Annotated in this window: 18 protein-coding genes; 17 read left to right on the top strand and 1 reads right to left on the bottom strand. The window is 45.3% G+C overall.

Annotation, left to right across the window (positions count from 1 at the left end; translation table 11 throughout):
- Positions 1 to 126 precede the first annotated feature (126 nt).
- On the bottom strand, positions 127 to 426 hold the full coding sequence (locus tag HRH59_RS06635; protein ID WP_173500486.1) for a DUF6170 family protein: 300 nt from the start codon (positions 424 to 426) through the stop codon (positions 127 to 129).
- Between the two features lie 103 nt (positions 427 to 529).
- Here HRH59_RS06635 and wecB point away from each other — a divergent pair, with 103 nt between their 5' ends.
- The 17 genes from wecB (at position 530) to HRH59_RS06550 (ending at position 20,130) form a co-directional block, all read left to right on the top strand.
- Positions 530 to 1,663, top strand: a complete 1,134-nt coding sequence (gene wecB / locus HRH59_RS06630; RefSeq protein ID WP_173500485.1) for a non-hydrolyzing UDP-N-acetylglucosamine 2-epimerase — start codon at positions 530 to 532, stop codon at positions 1,661 to 1,663.
- 26 nt (positions 1,664 to 1,689) lie between these two features.
- Positions 1,690 to 2,685, top strand: a complete 996-nt coding sequence (locus tag HRH59_RS06625) for an SDR family oxidoreductase (protein WP_173500484.1) — start codon at positions 1,690 to 1,692, stop codon at positions 2,683 to 2,685.
- A 52-nt stretch (positions 2,686 to 2,737) separates the two neighbouring features.
- On the top strand, positions 2,738 to 4,015 hold the full coding sequence (gene tviB / locus HRH59_RS06620; RefSeq protein ID WP_173500483.1) for a Vi polysaccharide biosynthesis UDP-N-acetylglucosamine C-6 dehydrogenase TviB: 1,278 nt from the start codon (positions 2,738 to 2,740) through the stop codon (positions 4,013 to 4,015).
- 68 nt (positions 4,016 to 4,083) lie between these two features.
- Entirely contained in the window at positions 4,084 to 4,617 is a 534-nt protein-coding gene (rfbC, locus tag HRH59_RS06615; protein ID WP_173500482.1) for a dTDP-4-dehydrorhamnose 3,5-epimerase, read from the top strand.
- Entirely contained in the window at positions 4,614 to 5,516 is a 903-nt protein-coding gene (rfbD, locus tag HRH59_RS06610) for a dTDP-4-dehydrorhamnose reductase (RefSeq protein ID WP_173500481.1), read from the top strand. Before rfbC ends, rfbD begins: the two co-directional genes overlap by 4 nt.
- A complete protein-coding gene (gene rfbB, locus HRH59_RS06605) occupies positions 5,513 to 6,541 on the top strand; it encodes a dTDP-glucose 4,6-dehydratase (protein ID WP_173500480.1) in 1,029 nt (342 codons plus the stop codon). The genes rfbD and rfbB overlap by 4 nt, the downstream gene beginning before the upstream one ends.
- Positions 6,538 to 7,062: a transcription/translation regulatory transformer protein RfaH gene (gene rfaH, locus HRH59_RS06600; protein ID WP_173500479.1), complete on the top strand. Its 525-nt coding sequence runs from the start codon at positions 6,538 to 6,540 to the stop codon at positions 7,060 to 7,062. Before rfbB ends, rfaH begins: the two co-directional genes overlap by 4 nt.
- Before the next feature lie 234 nt (positions 7,063 to 7,296).
- Positions 7,297 to 10,059 (top strand): polysaccharide biosynthesis/export family protein, encoded by a 2,763-nt coding sequence (locus HRH59_RS06595; RefSeq protein ID WP_331460156.1) that lies wholly within the window; start codon positions 7,297 to 7,299, stop codon positions 10,057 to 10,059.
- 302 nt (positions 10,060 to 10,361) lie between these two features.
- Positions 10,362 to 11,291 carry a Wzz/FepE/Etk N-terminal domain-containing protein gene (locus tag HRH59_RS06590; protein WP_173500478.1) on the top strand — a complete coding sequence of 310 codons (930 nt, stop codon included), beginning with the start codon at positions 10,362 to 10,364 and terminating at the stop codon, positions 11,289 to 11,291.
- A 27-nt stretch (positions 11,292 to 11,318) separates the two neighbouring features.
- On the top strand, positions 11,319 to 12,437 hold the full coding sequence (gmd, locus tag HRH59_RS06585) for a GDP-mannose 4,6-dehydratase (protein ID WP_173500477.1): 1,119 nt from the start codon (positions 11,319 to 11,321) through the stop codon (positions 12,435 to 12,437).
- 62 nt (positions 12,438 to 12,499) lie between these two features.
- Positions 12,500 to 13,459: a GDP-L-fucose synthase gene (gene fcl, locus HRH59_RS06580; protein WP_173500476.1), complete on the top strand. Its 960-nt coding sequence runs from the start codon at positions 12,500 to 12,502 to the stop codon at positions 13,457 to 13,459.
- Positions 13,459 to 13,953, top strand: coding sequence for a GDP-mannose mannosyl hydrolase (locus HRH59_RS06575; protein ID WP_173500475.1), 495 nt, complete (start codon positions 13,459 to 13,461; stop codon positions 13,951 to 13,953). Before fcl ends, HRH59_RS06575 begins: the two co-directional genes overlap by 1 nt.
- The gene (locus HRH59_RS06570) at positions 13,943 to 15,283 is read left to right on the top strand and encodes a flippase (protein ID WP_173500474.1); all 1,341 of its coding nucleotides are present in this window, start codon (positions 13,943 to 13,945) and stop codon (positions 15,281 to 15,283) included. The genes HRH59_RS06575 and HRH59_RS06570 overlap by 11 nt, the downstream gene beginning before the upstream one ends.
- The gene (locus tag HRH59_RS06565; RefSeq protein ID WP_173500473.1) at positions 15,276 to 16,859 is read left to right on the top strand and encodes a hypothetical protein; all 1,584 of its coding nucleotides are present in this window, start codon (positions 15,276 to 15,278) and stop codon (positions 16,857 to 16,859) included. Before HRH59_RS06570 ends, HRH59_RS06565 begins: the two co-directional genes overlap by 8 nt.
- Positions 16,849 to 17,976: a CapA family protein gene (locus HRH59_RS06560; RefSeq protein ID WP_173500472.1), complete on the top strand. Its 1,128-nt coding sequence runs from the start codon at positions 16,849 to 16,851 to the stop codon at positions 17,974 to 17,976. The genes HRH59_RS06565 and HRH59_RS06560 overlap by 11 nt, the downstream gene beginning before the upstream one ends.
- The gene (locus HRH59_RS06555) at positions 17,966 to 18,886 is read left to right on the top strand and encodes a glycosyltransferase (RefSeq protein WP_173500471.1); all 921 of its coding nucleotides are present in this window, start codon (positions 17,966 to 17,968) and stop codon (positions 18,884 to 18,886) included. Before HRH59_RS06560 ends, HRH59_RS06555 begins: the two co-directional genes overlap by 11 nt.
- Entirely contained in the window at positions 18,886 to 20,130 is a 1,245-nt protein-coding gene (locus HRH59_RS06550; RefSeq protein WP_173500470.1) for a glycosyltransferase family 4 protein, read from the top strand. Before HRH59_RS06555 ends, HRH59_RS06550 begins: the two co-directional genes overlap by 1 nt.
- Positions 20,131 to 20,369 lie beyond the last annotated feature (239 nt).

The following is a 20,369-nucleotide window of genomic DNA, read 5'->3' as shown; positions in this document are numbered from 1 at the left end:
TATCTGCTTCTTTAGTTAATGCTGAAGCTCAGCGGATTATGCAGATGTTCCGTGGTGTTGTCATCTGTTGGCGCAGTACTAACGGACAAAATGCATAAAAATGCGGTTTTGTTGCAGCTTGCCGCCTCAGTTCGGAAACAACTGCCGGCGCACAGCGGCAAAATTTTTGCGGCACAGTGCAAAGGTTAGCGGGCGGGTAATGGCAGGGTAGGCCAGCACCAGCAACACTATATAGCCGGCAATAGCCCAACCCTCAGCACGGGCTATTAATAAAAACAACGGCACCAGCACCAGCAGCTTAACGATATTCAGCGTAATTTTAGTCGGTACCGGCAGTTTATCTGCCGCGCTGCGGATCACGGCCATGCGCTGGGAAAAGCTTAACCCGGCAAGTTCGGGTATTTTTTGACTGTTCAGGTATAACATCTTCAGATCCTTATCTTTGCCGTCGCTAGTTTAGCGGTTCTTACTATCGCTTTAAAAGCGCTTTTGGTAAGCTTTACGCCAATTGCACAATCAGGGATCTTTGATGATAAAAGTACTCAGCGTATTTGGCACCCGGCCGGAAGCCATCAAGATGGCACCTTTAGTTAATCTGCTGAAACAACAAAGCGATATCGACAGCCGTGTTTGCGTTACCGGCCAACACCGGGAAATGCTCGACCAGGTACTGCAATTATTTGATATTAAACCAGAGTATGACCTGGCTATTATGAAAGCCGGCCAGGATTTATATGACGTAACCACCAGCATACTGCTGAATATTAAACCGGTGCTGCGTGATTTTAAACCCGACGTGGTATTAGTGCACGGTGACACCAGCACCACCTTTGCTGCAGCACTGGCCTGTTATTATGAAAAAATTGCCGTTGGCCATGTTGAGGCAGGTTTGCGCACCGGTAATATCTACAGCCCCTGGCCGGAAGAAGCTAACCGCAAGCTTACCGGCGCTATTACGCGGTTTCATTTTGCTCCTACCGACACCTCAAAACAAAACTTGCTGAATGAGCAGGTTAACCCGGCACATATCGTAGTAACCGGTAATACCGTTATTGATGCGTTGCTGCAGGTAGTGAAAAAAATCGACAGCGACAGCGCCTTAAGTGCCGGTTTTGCTAAGCAGTTTCCGTATGGTCAGAACGGCCGCCAGCTGGTGTTGGTCACCGGGCATCGCCGTGAAAGCTTCGGCGCCGGCTTTGACAATATTTGTGCAGCACTAAAACAAATCGCTGTGCAATTTCCGGATTGCGATATCGTCTACCCGGTACATTTAAACCCCAATGTGCGTGAACCGGTATTCCGCTTATTGTCTGATGCACCGAACGTACATTTAATTGAACCCCAGGACTACCTGCCGTTTGTTTACCTGATGAGCCGCAGCACCCTGGTGTTAACCGACTCCGGCGGTATTCAGGAAGAAGCGCCATCGCTGGGTAAACCTGTACTGGTTATGCGCGATACTACAGAGCGGCCGGAAGCTGTGGCCGCCGGTACCGTAAAACTGGTGGGCACCAACCAGGCGCGTATTGTAGAAGAAGTCAGCAAGTTGCTGACCGACAAGTCATACTATGACAGCATGAGCTTTGCGCATAACCCCTATGGTGACGGCAACGGCTGTCAGCGTATTATTGACGCCATTAAAACAGACGTTAGCAAAGCGTAACGCCGCCGGCTGAAGACGAGATACTAATGCATAAATTACTGACAACGCAGCATAAGTGGCTGGTAACAGGTTGCGCCGGTTTTATCGGCTCCAATTTGCTGGAAACCTTGCTTAAAGCCGGCCAGCAAGTCGTGGGGCTGGACAACTTTGCCACCGGCCATCAGCGTAATCTGGACGAAGTACAGGCGCTGGTTACTCCTGCGCAGTGGGCTAACTTTAGCTTTATTAACGGCGATATCCGTAATCTCAGCAGTTGCCAACAGGCCTGTGCCGGCGTTGATTATGTGCTGCATCAGGCTGCGCTTGGTTCGGTACCGCGTTCAATTAACGATCCCATTACCACTAACGACACCAATATCGGCGGTTTTTTAAATATGTTGGTTGCCGCCAGAGACGCCGGGGTAAAACGTTTTGTTTATGCGGCGTCCAGCTCTACTTATGGTGATCATCCGGCACTGCCCAAGGTTGAAGACGTTATCGGCAAACCCTTATCACCTTATGCTATTACCAAGTATGTAAACGAGCTGTATGCCGATGTGTTTTCCCGCAGCTACGGTTTTCATTGTGTCGGCTTGCGCTATTTTAATGTATTTGGCCCACGGCAGGACCCCAACGGCGCTTACGCCGCCGTGATCCCGAAATGGACTGCCGCCATGATAGCCGGGCAAGATGTGGTAATTAACGGTGATGGTGAAACCAGCCGCGATTTTTGCTTTGTGGCTAATGCGGTGCAAGCCAATATTAAGGCGGCTCTGGCTAATATTGAACAAAGTGAAGTGTTTAATGTGGCGGTAGGCGACCGTACCAGCCTTAACAGCTTATTTAATGCCATTGCCGCCACCCTGGCCGAAAACGGTGTGCAATACAGTAAAACACCGGTTTATGCGGCATTCCGGCCGGGCGACGTGCGCCATTCTCAGGCCGATATCAGTAAAGCCACGACTATATTGGGCTATCAGCCGCAGTACCGTATTCTCGATGGTTTAAAACAGGCGATGCCCTGGTACATTAAGCAGCCATAAATCAAAGCACAGTAACCAAAATAACGTAAACGGACTTACACAGGATTTTAGTATGAAAGATATCGCACACAGTCAAATAGCTATTATCGGTTTGGGTTATGTCGGCCTGCCGCTGGCGGTCGAATTTGGTAAGCATTACCCTACGCTGGGCTTTGATATTAACAAAGCCCGTGTTGCCGAGCTGCAACAAGGCCTGGACCATACGCTGGAGGTCAGCAGCGACGAGTTGGCTGAATCCGGCCAGCTGAGTTACAGCTGCGAGCTTGACGACTTGCGCCGCGCCAATGTGTATATCGTTACGGTACCTACACCAATAGACGAACATCGCCAGCCGGATTTAACGCCACTGATTAAAGCATCCGAAACCTTAGGTAAAGTGATTAAAGCCGGTGACGTGGTTATTTATGAATCTACCGTGTACCCGGGTGCCACAGAAGAAGACTGTATTCCGGTTATCGAGCGCGTATCCGGCTTAAAATACAATGTCGATTTCTTTGCCGGCTACAGCCCGGAGCGGATAAACCCTGGCGATAAAGAGCACCGCGTTACCACCATTAAAAAAGTCACCTCCGGTTCAACGCCTGAAGTAGCAGAGTTTGTTGACAGCCTGTACCGCAGCATTATTACCGCCGGTACCTACAAAGCCAGCTCTATTCGGGTAGCAGAAGCGGCTAAAGTCATTGAGAACACCCAGCGCGATTTAAATATCGCCCTGATTAACGAACTGGCAGTAATCTTTAATAAACTGGGTATCGATACTGAAGAAGTATTATTAGCGGCCGGTACCAAATGGAACTTCCTGCCGTTTCGGCCGGGCTTAGTCGGCGGCCACTGTATTGGTGTCGACCCGTACTATTTAACCCATAAAGCCCAGGCTATCGGTTACCACCCCGAGGTAATCCTCGCCGGAAGACGCATTAACGACAGCATGGGCCGTTACGTGGTTAGCGAGCTGGTTAAGGTCATGGTAAAACGCCGTATTCATGTAGCCGGCGCCAAAGTGCTGGTACTGGGGTTAACCTTTAAAGAAAACTGCCCCGATATCCGCAACACCAAGGTGGTAGACATTCTGGCCGAGTTAAAAGAATACGGCGTAGAAGCCGATGTGTTCGACCCCTGGGTAGACGCTACAGAAGCGCAGCATGAGTATGGCCTGCAGCTTATAAAACAGCCACAACAAGGCATTTACGATGCGGTAATACTGGCAGTAGGTCATAACGAGTTTCGCCAGCTTGGCGCCGCCGGTATTAAAGCCTTAACCAATAGCAGCGGTATAGTGTACGACTTAAAATACGTACTCAGTGCTGCCGACAGCGACTTACGGCTGTAAGCCGCTATCATGCTTCTACTGCGGCGCTGCGCTATAGTCTGTACATATTTAGTAAATATCCGTAACTGATGAACATAACCCCAACCAAATTACCCGGCAGTTTACTGTTTGAACTGCCGCGCTTTAGTGATCAGCGTGGTTTTTTCCAGGAAAACTTCCGTGCCGCTGCTTATCAGGCAGCCGGAATTACACAGCCGCTGCTGCAGGATAACTGGTCGCGCTCGGTAAAAGGCGTGCTGCGCGGTATGCATTTTCAGCGCACACAGCCACAGGGTAAGTTAATCAGTGTGCTGCGCGGTGAAATTTTTGATGTCGCCGTCGATATCCGCCCCGGGTCAACCAGCTTTGGCCAATGGCAGGGCATAGTGCTGTCAGAACACAGCGCACAGCAGTTATGGTTGCCGCCAGGCTTTGCCCATGGCTTTTTGGTGTTATCCGATATTGCCGACGTGCTGTATAAAACCAGTAGCTACTATAACAGTGCCGACGAGGGCAGTTTTTGCTGGAACGACAGCGACTTGGCCATAGCCTGGCCGCAGCAGCCAACGCAGTTATCCGCGAAAGATGCTGCGGCACCGGCTTTTTATCAGGCACTGGCATGAAACTGCTGTTACTGGGTAGCAATGGCCAGTTAGGCCAGGCTTTTTTACACCAACTGCTACAATTGCAACAACAGCGGTCACAGTTTCAAAGCCTGGCGTTAAGCCGCAATCAGCTGGATATTACCGATAGCGTAGCCCTTGCTGCGCAAATGGCCGCGTACCGGCCGGATATAGTGCTTAATTGCGCCGCTTATACCGCGGTAGATAAAGCAGAGCAGCAAGCTGATGCCTGTTTCGCGGTAAACAGCAGCGCAGTGCAACAATTGGCAACGCTGTGTCAGCAGCACAACAGCTTATTGGTGCAGTTCTCTACCGACTATGTATTTGCCGGCACAAGAGCGCAGCCCTATACCGAACAACAGGCTACTGCGCCGCTTAATGTGTATGGCCACAGCAAACACTCAGCAGAGCAGGCAATACAGGCGGTTTGCAGTAAGTATTTAATTTTCCGCAGCAGTTGGCTGTTTAGTGAATATGGCCATAACTTTTACCGCACTATGCTGCGGCTGGCACAACAACAGCTTGCGGCGGCAGAACAAAGCCCGGCACAGCCGTTATCGGTAGTTAATGATCAGTTTGGTTGCCCAACCTATGCCGGCGATCTGGCAGCCATAGTGCTGCAGTTGCTGCAGCGTTATCAGCAGCAGGGCAGTTTAGCCTATGGGGTTTATCATCTGGCGGGGCAGCCTGCCATTAGCTGGTATCAGTTTGCTAAAGCCATTTTTGCTAACCAGCAACCGGCTATCACAATTGTGCCGGTTAGCAGTGCCAATTACGCCGGCGCAGCAACGCGGCCGGCCAACTCGGCGCTTGACTGCACAAAATTTTGCGATACGTTTGGCATAGCGCCGCCGCAATGGCAAGCGGCATTACAGCAATTAAAACAGGCAACACTATGACAATTCTGATTACCGGCGGCTGCGGCTTTATCGGCTCGGCATTAATTCGTTATCTGCTGCAACATACTGAACATCAGCTTGTTAATCTGGACAAACTAACCTATGCCGCTAATCCTGCTGCTCTGGCAGAGATTGCCGGTAATCCGCGTTATCATTTTAAGCAACTGGATATCTGCGATGCCGCTGCGCTGCAGCAGGTGTTTACACAGTATCAGCCAACGGCAATTATGCATCTGGCGGCAGAAAGCCATGTCGACCGTTCAATTGCCGGTGCCGCCGGGTTTATCGAAACCAATATCAATGGTACTTTTCAGTTGCTCGAAGTAAGCCGTCACTACTTCCAAACGCTGTCCGGGCCGACAGCACAACAATTTCGCTTTTTGCATATTTCTACTGATGAAGTGTACGGCGATCTGGCCACAGCCGCTGCACCGGCATTTACCGAGCAAACGCCTTACGCGCCTAGCAGCCCTTATGCTGCCAGCAAAGCCGCCAGTGATCATCTGGTACGCGCCTGGCACCGCACCTATGGTTTGCCGGTTATTATTACTAACTGCTCAAACAACTACGGCCCCTGGCAGCACGCCGAAAAATTGATCCCCAATACCATCAGCAAAGCCTTAAGCGGGCAACCGATACCGGTATATGGTAACGGCGAACAAATACGCGATTGGTTGTACGTAGAAGATCATGTGCAGGCGTTATGGCAGGTACTAAACTGTGCTGAGGTGGGTCAAAGCTACAATATCGGCGGTCATAACGAACAAAAAAATATAGAGGTTGTCAAAGCCATCTGTGAATTAATGGATGAATTTTCCCCTATGCACCAGCGTGGTTACCCACTAAACACTAAACACTCATCACTAATAACTTATGTGCAGGACCGTCCCGGCCACGATGTACGCTATGCCATAAACAGCAGCAAAATTCAGGCTGCACTAAACTGGCAGCCGCAGCATAACTTTATTGCAGGGCTGCGTCGTACCGTACAGTGGTATTTGCAGCAGCCGGGTTTTGCCCGGTGAATGCAGCCGACAAACAATGGTATTTATTATATTGCAAACCGCGGCAAGAGTTACGGGCGCAGCAACAGCTGGCTAATCAGGGCTACGGCTCATTTTTGCCGCAAATAACGCAGCAAAAGCTGCGTGGTAATAAATGGCTGCAGAGCACTGAGCCGATGTTTCCGCGTTATCTGTTTTTACATCTGCCGGTCGGGCAGGAGCTGAATATCAGTGCCATTCGTGCTACCCGCGGCATTAGCGATTTTGTCCGCTTTGGTGCACAGTTAGCCCGGGTGCCGGCAGCGCTTATTCAGCTGCTTACCGAGCAACAAATACAGCTGAAACAACAGCCGCAAGATACTTCGCTGAAAAAAGGTGACGAAATAAGCATAGTTAACGGCCCGTTCAGTGGGTTACAGGCAGTGTTTAGTAGCGCCGATGGCGATAAACGCAGCAGCATTTTAATCAGCATGCTGGGGCAGTGGGTAGAGGCGGCTGTAGACAACAGCCAAATAGCGGTTAAAAACAATACCGGCGGTTAGCACTGTTACAAAAGTAAGTAATAATATTCGATTAATCAGCCAAAAAACGGTAACATTCTGCAGTTTTTCCGGATAAATGTCGCCTTAAAGTGGCTGTAGCAGCCGCGACAAATAACAAGGTTTCACACCATCAGGCATTAGGGTGCTGTAACCTAATGGCGGTAGCGTGTTTAAACGGTCTTGTAAAACGAATAGTAACGCTGTTTGAATCACTAACAACACTGGAGTTTGCGGGTGCTTAAATTTGTAAAAAGTCTTCTACTAACGCTAACGGTCAGCATGGCTGCCCTGGCACCTTTAGCGGCAGTTGCTCAGGCCATATCGCCGGCAATGCTGGAGCAATTCAAAATGTTACCGCGCGCAGAGCAAGAGCGTTTGGCGCGGCAATATGGCATCGACCCGGCCATGCTGCAACAAAACGGCAGCAGCTCAACCGGTCTGGTGGACAAAAACAGCACTCCGCAGCAGCTTAATCAACCCCGCCGGGAAGCTGAGTTGCTGGCTGAAATGGAAATGGACGGCAAAAAGAAGTCAACTGAGCCGAAACGTTTTGGCTTAAGCTTATTTGATGCCAATATCAGCACCTTTGCCCCGGTGTCGGTAATGCCGGTGCCGGACAATTATATCCTCAGCGTTGATGACGAGTTACAAATACAGCTGTACGGCAAACAAAGCTCAGAATTAATGCTCAGTATTAACCGCGACGGCCGTATTGTAATTCCGGATGTTGGCCCGGTTACCGTTGGTGGTTTAAGCTTTAATCAGGCTCGGGAGTTAATTACTGAGCGTGTACGCCAAAGCATTATCGGCGTTGAAGCCGCCGTAAGTATGGGGCCGCTGCGCACCATTAATATTTTTGTCGTAGGCGAGGCTAAATACCCGGGCGCTTATGCTGTGTCAGCGCTTACTACTGTTACCCAGGCGTTGTTTGTTGCCGGTGGTGTATCCGATATTGGCAGCCTGCGTGAAATTACCGTAAAGCGCGCCGGTAAAACGGCAAGCGAATTCGACCTGTACGATTTACTGTTACGTGGCGATAGCCGCAGCGATATCCATTTGCAAAACGGCGATGTCGTCTTTGTTGCGCCGGTAAAAGCCATGGCCGAAGTAAAAGGCGAAGTAAAACGGCCGGCCCTTTATGAATTAAAGCCCACTGATACCCTTAGTAGCCTGCTCGGTATGGCCGGCGGAGCCGCCGCCGGAGCTTCTTCGCGTACCGCAGTATTAGAGCGTTTCAGCAATAATGCCCGCAGTTTGCAAAACCTTGACCTGACCAACAGCACGGTACAACAACAAGCGGTGCAAAACGGTGATGTACTGCGCATCGCGGCGGCATCAACACAAATTCAAAATCAAATTATTGTCGCTGGTGCTGCAACGCGACCAGGGTTTTATGCCTGGCATGACGGCATCAGAATTACCGATTTAATCCGCCACCATTGGTCAGATTTACTGCCAACAGCAGAGCTTAATTATGCCTTAATCGTGCGTGAAGCTACGCCCGGTACTATCAGTGAGTTGCTGCATTTTAGCCCGGCCAAAGCGCTGGCTGCGCCCGGTAGTGCACATGATCTGCAACTGGCGCCACGCGATAAAGTGCTGCTGTTTCACTACGCCGACCAAATGTATAGCCGCAATAAGCTTAACCAATATTTGCGCGATACTATTTTGGCAAAAATAGACGATAACCAAGACCAACGCTGGTTAATGCAGGATTTATCAAACGCAGCGCTGGAAAAAGTGCAGGCCGCTGATTTGCCGCCGCAATTAATAGTTGCAGATGCACCCGCCAACGGAGCAGCAACTACGGAAGGGGCAGTATTAAGCAAAACACAGCAAGATGACTTACTGCTTGCTGAGCTGAAAAACCTGTTTAATGACATCTTTAGTGACAACGACAAGCTGCAGTTAAGCCAGCACCTTAGTCGTACAGAATTATTATATCCGGTGCTTAAACAGTTAAAAATGCAGGCGCGGGTAGATAACAACCTGGCGCTGATCTCCGTTACCGGTGCGGTGCGGGTACCTGGTGAATACCCGCTTACCCGCAATGCTAAGGTAGCAGACCTTATCAACGCCGCCGGCGGCTTAAACGATGCCACCTATATCAGCCGTGCCGAGCTTAGCCGCACAGTACGTCAGAATACGCAGCAAAATGGTATCAGCGTGCAGCATATCAATATTAACCTGCAGCAGGCCTTACTTGGCGGTAACGATAATATTGCCTTACACAACCGTGACCGCTTAAATGTATTCAGTACCCCGGGTTGGCAAGACAAACGTGAAGTACTCATTGAGGGCGAAGTGCGCTTCCCCGGCACCTATATTATTCAGCAAGGTGAAACTCTATCACAGGTTATCGCCCGCGCCGGAGGGGTAACTAACAGTGCTTTTGTATTTGGCTCGGTGTTTACCCGCGAGCAGGTAAAAGAAAAAGAGATAATGCAATATGCCAAGTTGGTTGAGCAATTAAAGTCTGATGTAGCAACCCGTGCCTTATCCGCAGAGCGGGCTAACATTACGCCTGCCGACGCAATGAAAATGATTGAAGAGCTTGAAAAACTGCAGCCAATGGGGCGTTTGGTTATCAACCTCGAACAAGTTATGGCGGCTAACCCGGCTTACGATATGACGGTAGAAAATGGTGATCGTTTATTTGTGCCCCGGCTAAACCGTGCTGTTACTGTACTGGGCGAAGTGCAACATGCCGGTACCCACAGGTTTGATGCAAGGTTATCGTTGGATGAGTACTTAAACCTGGCGGGTGGCCTGCGTAAACGCGCCGATGGCGATCGTACCTATGTTATCCGCGCAGACGGTTCGGTTATGGTGCCTAACACCGGTTGGTTTGCTGTATCCAGTGATCAGTTAAAACCGGGCGACACCGTTATTGTACCGCTGGATACCGAGTATAAAGACAGCTTAAGTTTGTGGTCACAAGTGACACAGATTTTTTATCAGAGTGCTATTACCATCGCTGCGCTTAATTCGTTTTAATCAGAAGCGGTGACTCGCAGCCCGCAGCTGGTAATCAGCTGCTAAAGCTGCAGTGACTAGTTGACTGCGGCAACAGTGACGAGTTACGCGTCACTGCTCTTAATAAAGTTACTGCTTGCCTTGCAAGCTGGTCACCGCTGGCACAGCCAGCTGGTTACTAAATACAACAAACAGTTACCGCTCCGAAACGGAGCTGATGACTAAATAAAAACAGTTACTGTTGCCGCAGGCAACTGGTTACCGTTCGCAAAGCGAACTAGTCACTGCTGGCAAAGTCAGCTAGTAACTACTGAAGGAATATCATGACTGAAAATGCTCAACCCCGGCAGCCAGCCGACGACGAAATCGACCTGCGTGAATTGTTTACCGTAATCTGGCGTGGTAAATGGATTATTATCGCTACAACTTTTGTATTTGCTGTGGCTTCGGTTTTTTACGCATTAAGTTTGCCAAATATTTATAAAAGCGAAGCTTTACTTGCGCCGGCAGCTGAACAAAAAGGTGGCGGTTTACCCGGGGAGTTAGGTGGCTTAGCTGCGCTTGCGGGCGTAACTATTGGTGGTGCCGGTGAAGTAGACAAAACAACCTTAGCTATCGAAATTATGCAATCGCGTGAGTTTGTTGGTCGCTTTATTCAAAAATACGATATTTTGGTGCCGTTATTTGCCGCAAAAGAGTGGCAAGCAGATACCAACGAGTTAATCATTGATAACACTGTTTTTGATGTGGCCAGCCAAACATGGGTGCGTGATGTAAAGCCGCCGCTTAAATCTGAGCCATCAATGCAAGAGGCACATAAAGTTTTTATGGAGGTTTTCAGCGTAACTACTGAAAAGACATCTGGTTTAGTACTGGTTGCTGTTGAGCATCAATCGCCCTACATCGCTAAGCAATGGGTAAATGCGTTGGTACAGGATATTAACGACGAAATGCGACGCCGCGATATGCAAGAAGCACAGAAAAGTATTGCTTACCTGAGTAAACAAATTAATGAAACATCATTGTCAGAGATAAGAACCACCTTATTTTCGCTAATTGAAGAGCAAACTAAAACCCTGATGTTAGCCAGCGTGCGGGACGAGTATGCTTTTCAAACTATTGACCCGGCGATAATACCCGAAATGAAATTCTCACCCAAAAGAGCACTTATTGTGGCGGTTGCTACAGTTTTAGCCGGTATGCTGGCTGTATTTGGTGTGTTATTAATCAGCTTATTTCGTAAGCAAAGCTAGAACAGTACATTATATTTGGATAATTTTATGAAAAAGAAAGCGTTAATTACCGGCGTGACCGGACAAGATGGTTCATACCTCGCTGAATTTTTGCTGGAAAAAGGCTATGAAGTACATGGCATTAAACGCCGCGCATCATCCTTTAACACACAGCGTGTTGATCATATCTATGAAGACCCGCATGTTGATAATCAACATTTTATTCTCCACTACGGAGACCTTACTGATACATCAAATTTGGTACGCATTATTCAGCAGGTGCAGCCGGACGAAATTTATAACCTGGGTGCACAAAGTCATGTAGCTGTGAGCTTTGAAGCTCCCGAATATACGGCTGATGTAGATGCAATGGGTACTTTGCGCATATTAGAAGCTATTCGTATTTTAGGTCTGGAAAAAAAGACCCGTTTTTATCAAGCATCTACTTCTGAGTTATATGGTTTAGTGCAGGAAACACCACAGAAAGAAACTACGCCGTTTTATCCGCGTTCTCCTTATGCTGTTGCCAAAATGTATGCTTATTGGATCACCGTAAACTATCGTGAAGCTTATGGCATGTACGCCTGTAACGGCATTTTATTTAATCACGAGAGCCCACGCCGCGGAGAAACATTTGTTACCCGTAAGATTACCCGTGGTTTGTCAAATATTGCCCAAGGCCTGGAAAGCTGTTTATTTATGGGTAATATGGACGCATTGCGCGATTGGGGCCACGCTAAAGACTACGTGCGTATGCAATGGATGATGTTGCAGCAAGAGCAGGCAGAAGACTTTGTTATTGCTACCGGTGTGCAATACTCTGTCCGTCAGTTTATCAGCTGGTCAGCCAAAGAATTAGGGATTACTCTGCGCTTTGAAGGTTCAGGTGTAGATGAAGTAGCTATTGTCGATGCTATTGAAGGCGTTAATGCTCCGGCGTTAAAAGTGGGTGATATTATAGTAAAGGTTGACCCACGCTATTTCCGCCCGGCAGAGGTTGAAACCTTGTTGGGTGATCCTACCAAAGCTAAAGAAAAATTAGGCTGGGTGCCGGAGATTACCACTCAGCAAATGTGCACGGAGATGGTGGCCGAAGATTTAAAAGCCGCTAAACGTCATGCTCTGTTAAAGCAACATGGTTATGAATTACCGGTGTCAGTGGAATAAGTCTGGTTTTCCAAGCTACAAGCCACACTGTATAGCTGTGTGGTTTCTGTTTTGAGGTACGCATGAAAAACGTTTTTGTAGCCGGCCATAATGGCATGGTAGGTTCTGCAATTGTCAGGCAGCTGACAAATTATGCTGACGTAAATATTATTACCCGCAGCCGAAAAGAGCTTAATTTAACCAACCAGGCAGAGGTGCAGGCCTTTTTTGCTGAGCAGGCGATTGACCAGGTATATCTGGCTGCAGCTAAAGTAGGTGGCATTATTGCCAATAACACCTACCCGGCTGAGTTTATTTACGATAACCTGATGATAGAAGCCAACATCATTCATGCAGCGCACAGCAATGATGTGCAGCAATTATTGTTTTTAGGCTCAAGCTGCATATATCCCAAGTTAGCTGCTCAGCCAATGTCAGAAAATGCGTTGCTTAGTGGTACTCTTGAGTCCACTAACGAGCCTTATGCTATTGCCAAAATTGCCGGCATTAAACTATGCGAAAGTTATAACCGCCAGTATGGCCGTGATTACCGCAGTGTGATGCCAACCAATTTATACGGCCCGAACGATAATTTCCATCCTGACAACAGCCATGTTATTCCGGCATTATTGCGCCGTTTTCATGAGGCAAAACTTGCCAATGCGTCAGAGGTTGTAGCTTGGGGTAGTGGTTCACCGATGCGTGAGTTTTTACACGTCGACGATATGGCCGCTGCCAGTATTTTTGTTATGGAGCTGGATAAAGTTACTTACGAAGCTAATACCCAGCCTATGCTAAGTCACATTAATGTGGGCACCGGTGTAGATTGTACCATTAAGCAGCTCACTGAAACTGTAGCTAAGGTGGTAGGTTACACTGGCAATATCGTTTGGGATACCACTAAACCAGATGGTGCACCACGTAAGTTAATGCAGGTAGACCGTTTGAAAGCCCTGGGTTGGCAGTACAGTATTGGTCTTGAGCAAGGCCTGGAGCATGCCTACCAATGGTTTTTAGCTAACCAAAGCAGTTTCAGAAGCTAATGTTGCCTATTGACGATTTTAAAGCGGTAGTGTCAAATGCGCCGCTTTTTGCTATCGACTTAGTGGTCGTTAACTCTGCACAGCAGTTGTTGGTCGGGCTCAGAAAAAACGCCCCGGCCAAAGGCTTTTGGTTTGTGCCCGGTGGCAGGGTGTATAAAAATGAAACTCAGCAGCAGGCGTTTGCGCGTATTAGCAAGCAAGAGCTTGGCGTAGCCTTAAATATCGATAACGCTCTGCTACTGGGGGTGCATGACCATTTTTATACCGACAGTATCTTTGGTTGCAATATTTCAACCCATTACATTAATACGCCGTATTTGCTGCGGATTAATGAGCAAGACTTAGTATTACCAACCGAGCAACACAGTGAATACAAGTGGGTTGCGTTGTCGACACTTACACAAGATGCCAGCGTGCATCAATTTAGTAAGGTATTCTTGCCGGGGTTAATACAAGCGGGTTACCGCCAGAGTGAGTCTGCCAATGCTAAGTAAAATAATCAGCCTGATGAAGCATCGGGGGTTTTTACGTTATTTTAAAAACACCAGTTGGATGATGGCAGAGCAGGGACTGCGATTAATTTCAGGCTTGTTTGTTGGTATTTGGGTTGCCCGCTACTTAGGGCCCGAGCAGTTCGGTATTTTTAGTTACGCGCTGGCTTTTACGGCTATTTTTGCAGGTATTGCCAAGCTTGGCCTCGACGGCATAATGGTGCGCGAGCTGATCAACCAGCCACAGCAGCGTGACGTGTATATGGGCACGGCGTTTTGGTTAAAAATGGCTGGCGCTTGCTTTGTAATGGCACTAATAGCCGTTATTCTGCCGTTTACGTCTAATGACGCTACCACTAAGTTATACATTTTTATTATTACAGCCGGCTTGGTATTTCAAAGCTTTGAAGTGGTTGATTTTTACTTTCAATCACAGGTTATGGCTAAGGTAGTATCGCTTTGTAAGGTAATACAGTTAACGCTGTCATCAATGGTAAAAATTTACCTGGTGCTAAGTAGCGCAGATCTGGTTTGGTTTGTACTGGTAACAGCGTTTGACACCGTAACCCTTGCGATATGTTATGCCGCTGCGTACAAATTTAAACAACAAACAGTCTTTTATAAGTGTTTCAGTTTAACCATAGCCAAGCGCTTACTTAAAGACTCATGGCCACTGATTTTTTCAGCGATTGTCGTCATGATTTACATGCGAATAGATCAGATAATGATAAAAGAAATGCTTGGTGACTATGAAGTGGGTATTTATTCTGCCGCAATCAAATTAAGTGAGGCTTGGTATTTCATACCTACTATGATCACTGCCTCATTATTTCCAGCAATACTAAGCGCCAAAAAAAATGGCGAAGTTTTATACAGTAAGAGACTTCAAAACTTGTACACCTTAATGTTCATTTTGTCTCTTTCTGTTGCGATACCGGTAACGTTACTCAGTAATTGGATTGTGTTGTTACTTTATGGCTCGGAGTACTCAGCTGCAGCTAGCGTACTGACAATTCATATCTGGGGAGGTGTCGTAATTAGCTTAGGTTTGACGCGAGGCAAATGGATACTTGCAGAAAACCTGCAAAAGTATGCATTTTGGTTCCTTTTCGTAGGTTTAATCGTTAACGTTATTGGAAATAGTTATTGGATACCAAAATATGGTATAGAAGGCGCAGCATATGCTTCCGTTATAGCACAAGCTGCTGGTACTTTTGTTTGTCCATTAATCTTTACAAAGACTCGTAAGTCATTCTTTATGATGGTTAAAGCAATTACATTTTTTTCTATATATGAGTCAGTAAAAAAAGGGTTTAAATTTAAAAATGGGTAAAATAATAGGCTTTTATATTGGCAAAGAAGAGACTAAGTTTAACCCTGATATTTTTGCTGTCGGTTTGTCAAAGCAAACACTATTTCATGCAGGATACTTCATCACTGTTTGGGGGGTGGACCCATTAAATTTAGACCCGTCAATAGGTTATATTTCTCTGGCTTTTGATGGGAAAAGCGATTTAATGGACAGAAATGTAGTAATTGAATTAGCTGTAGACTCAGTTAACGTGAAGAATGATTGGCTTGGCTCAATCCCTGTTTTTTATAATGCTAAAGAAAAAGTGGTTTCCACGATTTGTAATTTATGTCTTTTTAATAAAGAAACAGATCTTCAGGGGATTGCAAACTACTTCTCATTTGGTTACAACGCATTCGAAAGAACTGTTTTTAAAGATGTAAAATTTCTACGTTATTTATCCGAGATAAAAGTTAGCCAAGATTCACTAGAGGTATCTTACAAAGAAGATCCAGTATTGGATGCTGATTTCGAAACAGAATGTACTGAAGAAAGTGCTGTAATCGAAATGATGCAGGCCTATATTTATGAGCGAGAATCTAGCACTAAGGGCGATATAATATTGCCTACTTCAGGTGGTTATGACAGCAGAATACTTAACTACTTTGTACGAGAAAAGTCCAGAATACGAAGCTTTACATACGGAATTAGTAAGTCCCAATTTAATTCCTTTGAGGTTGTACACGCAAAAAAAATATCAGAAATTTTTAATACAAAATGGAACTGTATTCCACTAACAAATTTCCATGATTATATCGAAGACTGGTTCAAATTATACGGCTTCTCTACTCATCTTCATGGAATGTATCATATTGAATTTTATAAAAAAATGCTGGGTGAAAATCAATTCAGCAGCCCTAGTTTTCTCAGCGGTATAATTGGTGATGCATGGGCCGAAGCTGGAAAATTTAAGAAAGTTGATTCTGTCGATGATATAACAGCTTTAGGTTACTCCCATGGTATGTCGTTGGCAGAGAGTCATTCAAATATTAAATTAACGACAGAGGATAAGGTTAACTTTTATAATCAAGTAAAGAACTATATAGGTTCAGACAAAGTTAAAGCTGTAATGGCAATGAGGCTCAAGTTACAGTTGATTTCTTATCTTACGCAGATTCCAGAGTACTTCGGACTACCTGTTTGGACACCTTTTTTAAACTTTAATATAGTGAAAAATATAGTTAATTTGCCAGATAGCCGGCGTATTAAGAGAGCTTGGCAGGTAGATTTATTTAAACGAACAGGATTGAATTTAGAAGACATGAGTTTGCGTTCTAGCAAAGTCAATAAGTTAAATTATATCATCGGTAAAAAAACTGATTTTGAGCCACTTGATGCTAATTTATTGTCTGAGTATGCAAAAAAAGAAAGAATAAAAGAAATTAATGAGACGTTACATGGCGAAACGGTTTGGCAGGAATTTATAAGTGAACTTCTATACGTGCCTAAAGTTTCAGGTGTTTTAAGACGGTTAGGTTATAAAAATAAATTTCTTATAGCCTTGAACGAATACTATGTATTGAAAGCGCTTGAAAAAGGTCTTAAATATGAGCGTTAAGATTTTCGCCTGCGGTGATGTAGTTAATTCACTAGGAAACGTTGATTGGTTGTCGCCGGGATTAATTGATGCTATCAAAAACGCAGACTTCGCTGTAGCAAACTTTGAGGCGCCTATTCAGACTGATAATATGACAGCCATACCCAAAGCTGGACCGCATTTGTATCAGTCGGCTAAATCTATTGAGTGTCTTAAAAATGCTGGATTTACGCATGTAAGTCTTGCTAACAACCATATCTATGACTTCGGCGAGCTTGCTTTTCGAAACACTGTATCCGCCCTGACGGACAATGGTATCAGTTATATAGGTGCATCATTTAATTTTGATGACAGCTATAAACCCAGGATAGTTGAAAAGGACGATCTGAAGGTAGCGATATTTGCAGCGTGTGAGAACGAATTTGGCTGTCATTATGATGAGGGATTGCAGCGCTCTGGCTATGCTTGGTTATTACATCCACGTCTTGATGCTGAGATAAAAGCTGTTAAAGCGTCAGTAGATTTTGTGATATTGATTGCGCACGCGGGCGCTGAGAACATCCCAATTCCGATTAAAGAATGGCGTCAGCGCTATAAAGTGTTGTGCGATTTAGGCGTTAATGTCCTTATCGGACATCATCCTCATGTTCCACAGGGCATAGAGGTTCACAATGGCAGCTATATATTCTACTCGTTAGGCAACTTTTATTTTGATTGTGTAGGTTTCGAGTGTAAAAGCGACGACAGTTACAGTGTGTTGTTAGAGTTTTTTGACAATGGTTCTTTTTCGGTTGATTACATCTTTCATAAAAAGGACAAAATGACTGTTTCTCGTGTCTCAGAGTCATCCGTCAGTTTTGATCTTTCTTCACTAAATAGAATGTTATTTGATGGCTATGACGGTTTTAATGATAAAGTTTCTTTAGATCTATTTCACTCAAGCTATCTCAACTACTATTACAACGCTGTCGGTTTGCAACCAGGCTTAAAAGGGGCATTTAAATATTTTATTAAGTCTTTGTTGGGTAAGCAGGACAACAATACTGCAGGTCGTGGGTTGCTTTTGTTACATAATATAAGAATAGACACACATAGATATGTTGTGCAAAGAGCGTTGAGCCTAAAGTATGAACAATAATCTTGCGCCCATAGTACTGTTTGTCTATTCACGGCTAGAGCACGTAAAAAGCACTATAGAGGCTCTTTTAAATAACGATCTAGCTGAATATAGCGATTTACTTGTCTACTCTGATGGTGCAAAGAGCGATAGCGACCGGGCTAATGTACAACTAGTTCGAGAGTATTTTCATTCTGTAACCGGCTTCAAGTCTGTTACTGTAATCGAGCGTTCAGAAAATCTTGGTTTGGCGGCAAATATCATCGATGGTGTGTCTACAGTGACGGCAAAGTATGGCAAAGCTATTGTTCTTGAAGATGACATAGTAACAAGCCCTCAATTTCTCAAATTTATGAACTACGCCCTGGATTTTTACCAGGATAAAAAATCGGTCTGGCATATTAGCGGTTGGAACTATCCAATTGATCCTACTTCGTTGGGCGATGCTTTTTTATGGCGTGGTATGAATTGTTGGGGGTGGGCGACTTGGCAAGACCGCTGGCAGCACTTTGCTAAAAATCCTGCCAGGCTGCTTTCTGAATGGACAACGACTCAAAAACAGCGTTTTGATTTAGAAAATAGCGGTGTTTTCTGGTCGCAAGTTGAAGACAACTACTCAGGCAAACGCAACACTTGGGCAATTTTTTGGTATGCGACTATTTTTGAACACAATGGTTTGTGTTTAAATCCTTCAGTTACATATGTACACAACGTGGGCCATGATGGTAGCGGTGAAAACTGCGGCACTGTTGATGTTTATGCGGGTAGCTTGCAAAGCCAGGATAAGACTCCCGAGCTACCAACAGTTTATGAAGAATCCACGATTGCATTGAGTAGAATTAAAGCCTTCTATAAAGGGCTTCAAAGACCGCTGCTAGTTCGCGTTATTAATAAGATAAGTAGATCTGTTTTAGGTAAGAATATCATTTAATGAAAGTCGTCATAGTAAATACTCACGATATCCAAGGCGGAGCAGCTAGAGCTGCATACAGGTTACACAGGGCACTGCTAGGTGCAGGTGTAACTAGTAAAATGCTGGTTCAAACGAAGAGTAGTGATGATTATACGGTTCATGGCCCTGTCAGTTTTTTTGAAAAGCTAACGGCAAAGGTGCGCCCACATTTAGACCGTCTTTATTTAAAATGGTACCCTAACCGCACTGGTATTCTTTTTAGTACAGGGTTGTGTGGAAGCCGAAAAATAGTTGACCAAATCAATGCGTTAAAGCCAGACGTTGTTCATCTGCACTGGATTAACGAGGGATTTTTGAAGATTGAAGACTTGGTAAAAATTAAAGCGCCAATTGTCTGGAGTCTACACGATAATTGGGCTTTTACCGGTGGTTGCCACATTAAATGGGATTGCGACAGCTATCTGAAATTGTGCGGCAGTTGCCCTCATCTTGGTTCGAATCGACTAAACGATTTAAGCAAGTCGCTTTTTGAAAAAAAAGCGCGGATTTATAAAAGTTTACCGAATTTAACTGTAATTGGCTTGAGTAAGTGGATAACTGAAAGTGCCAGAAACAGTGCGCTGTTTTCCTATCATAGAGTAGTTAACCTACCTAACTTGATTGATCCAAGCGACTTTTTCCCAATAGACAAGCAGCTAGCAAGACGCATTCTTAATCTGCCCCAGGATAAAAAGCTGATCTTGTTCGGGGCTATGAGCGCCTTAAGTGATGTAAATAAAGGTTTTAATGAACTGAGTGCTGCGTTAAAAAAGATTAGAAATGACGACTGTGAACTAGTGGTTTTTGGTAGTGGAAAACCTGAAGTGCCGCAAGATTTTAAACAAGCAACGCATTACTTGGGTAGGTTGCACGATGATATCTCGCTGCGTTTGGTTTACTCAGCAGCTGATGTAATGGTTGTTCCAAGCCGTCAAGAAAATTTGTCCAACGCTATTATGGAGTCGCTGGCGTGTGGCACGCCAGTAGTGGCTTTTGATATAGGTGGAAATAGTGACATGATAACTCATGGTATGAATGGGTATCTCGCCAAGCCTTTTGATATTAATGACTTGGCTAGTGGAATTGAGCTTAATTTTGTCTCAACAGATTCACTTATTAAGCAAAAGAAAATTAGCAGCGATATTAATATACGATTCGGTTCCAGTGCTATTATTCAAAGTTACAAGAGTTTGTATAGGTGTGTTCTTGAGAATGATAAATAATAATTTTTTATTTGGTATTAAAGTTTGATAAAAATTATTGATAATATATTATGTTTTTTTATTATTTTTTCTGTTGTTTTTAGGCCGTCTTTATTTTCTGAATCATTTTCTACGATTTTTTTGGTTTTTATTCTTTGTGTTCTTTGCATGGTGAGGTCAAGAGAATTCTTATTTTCTTTCTTTAGTGTCTATAGGGCTACGTTTTGTGTTTTGCTTTTTTTTATTATTTTTTACGCAGC

It is taken from the genome of Rheinheimera lutimaris, assembly GCF_013283795.1.
GTDB classification, from domain to species: domain Bacteria; phylum Pseudomonadota; class Gammaproteobacteria; order Enterobacterales; family Alteromonadaceae; genus Alishewanella; species Alishewanella lutimaris.
This window is presented reverse-complemented; position numbering and strand designations above follow the sequence as displayed.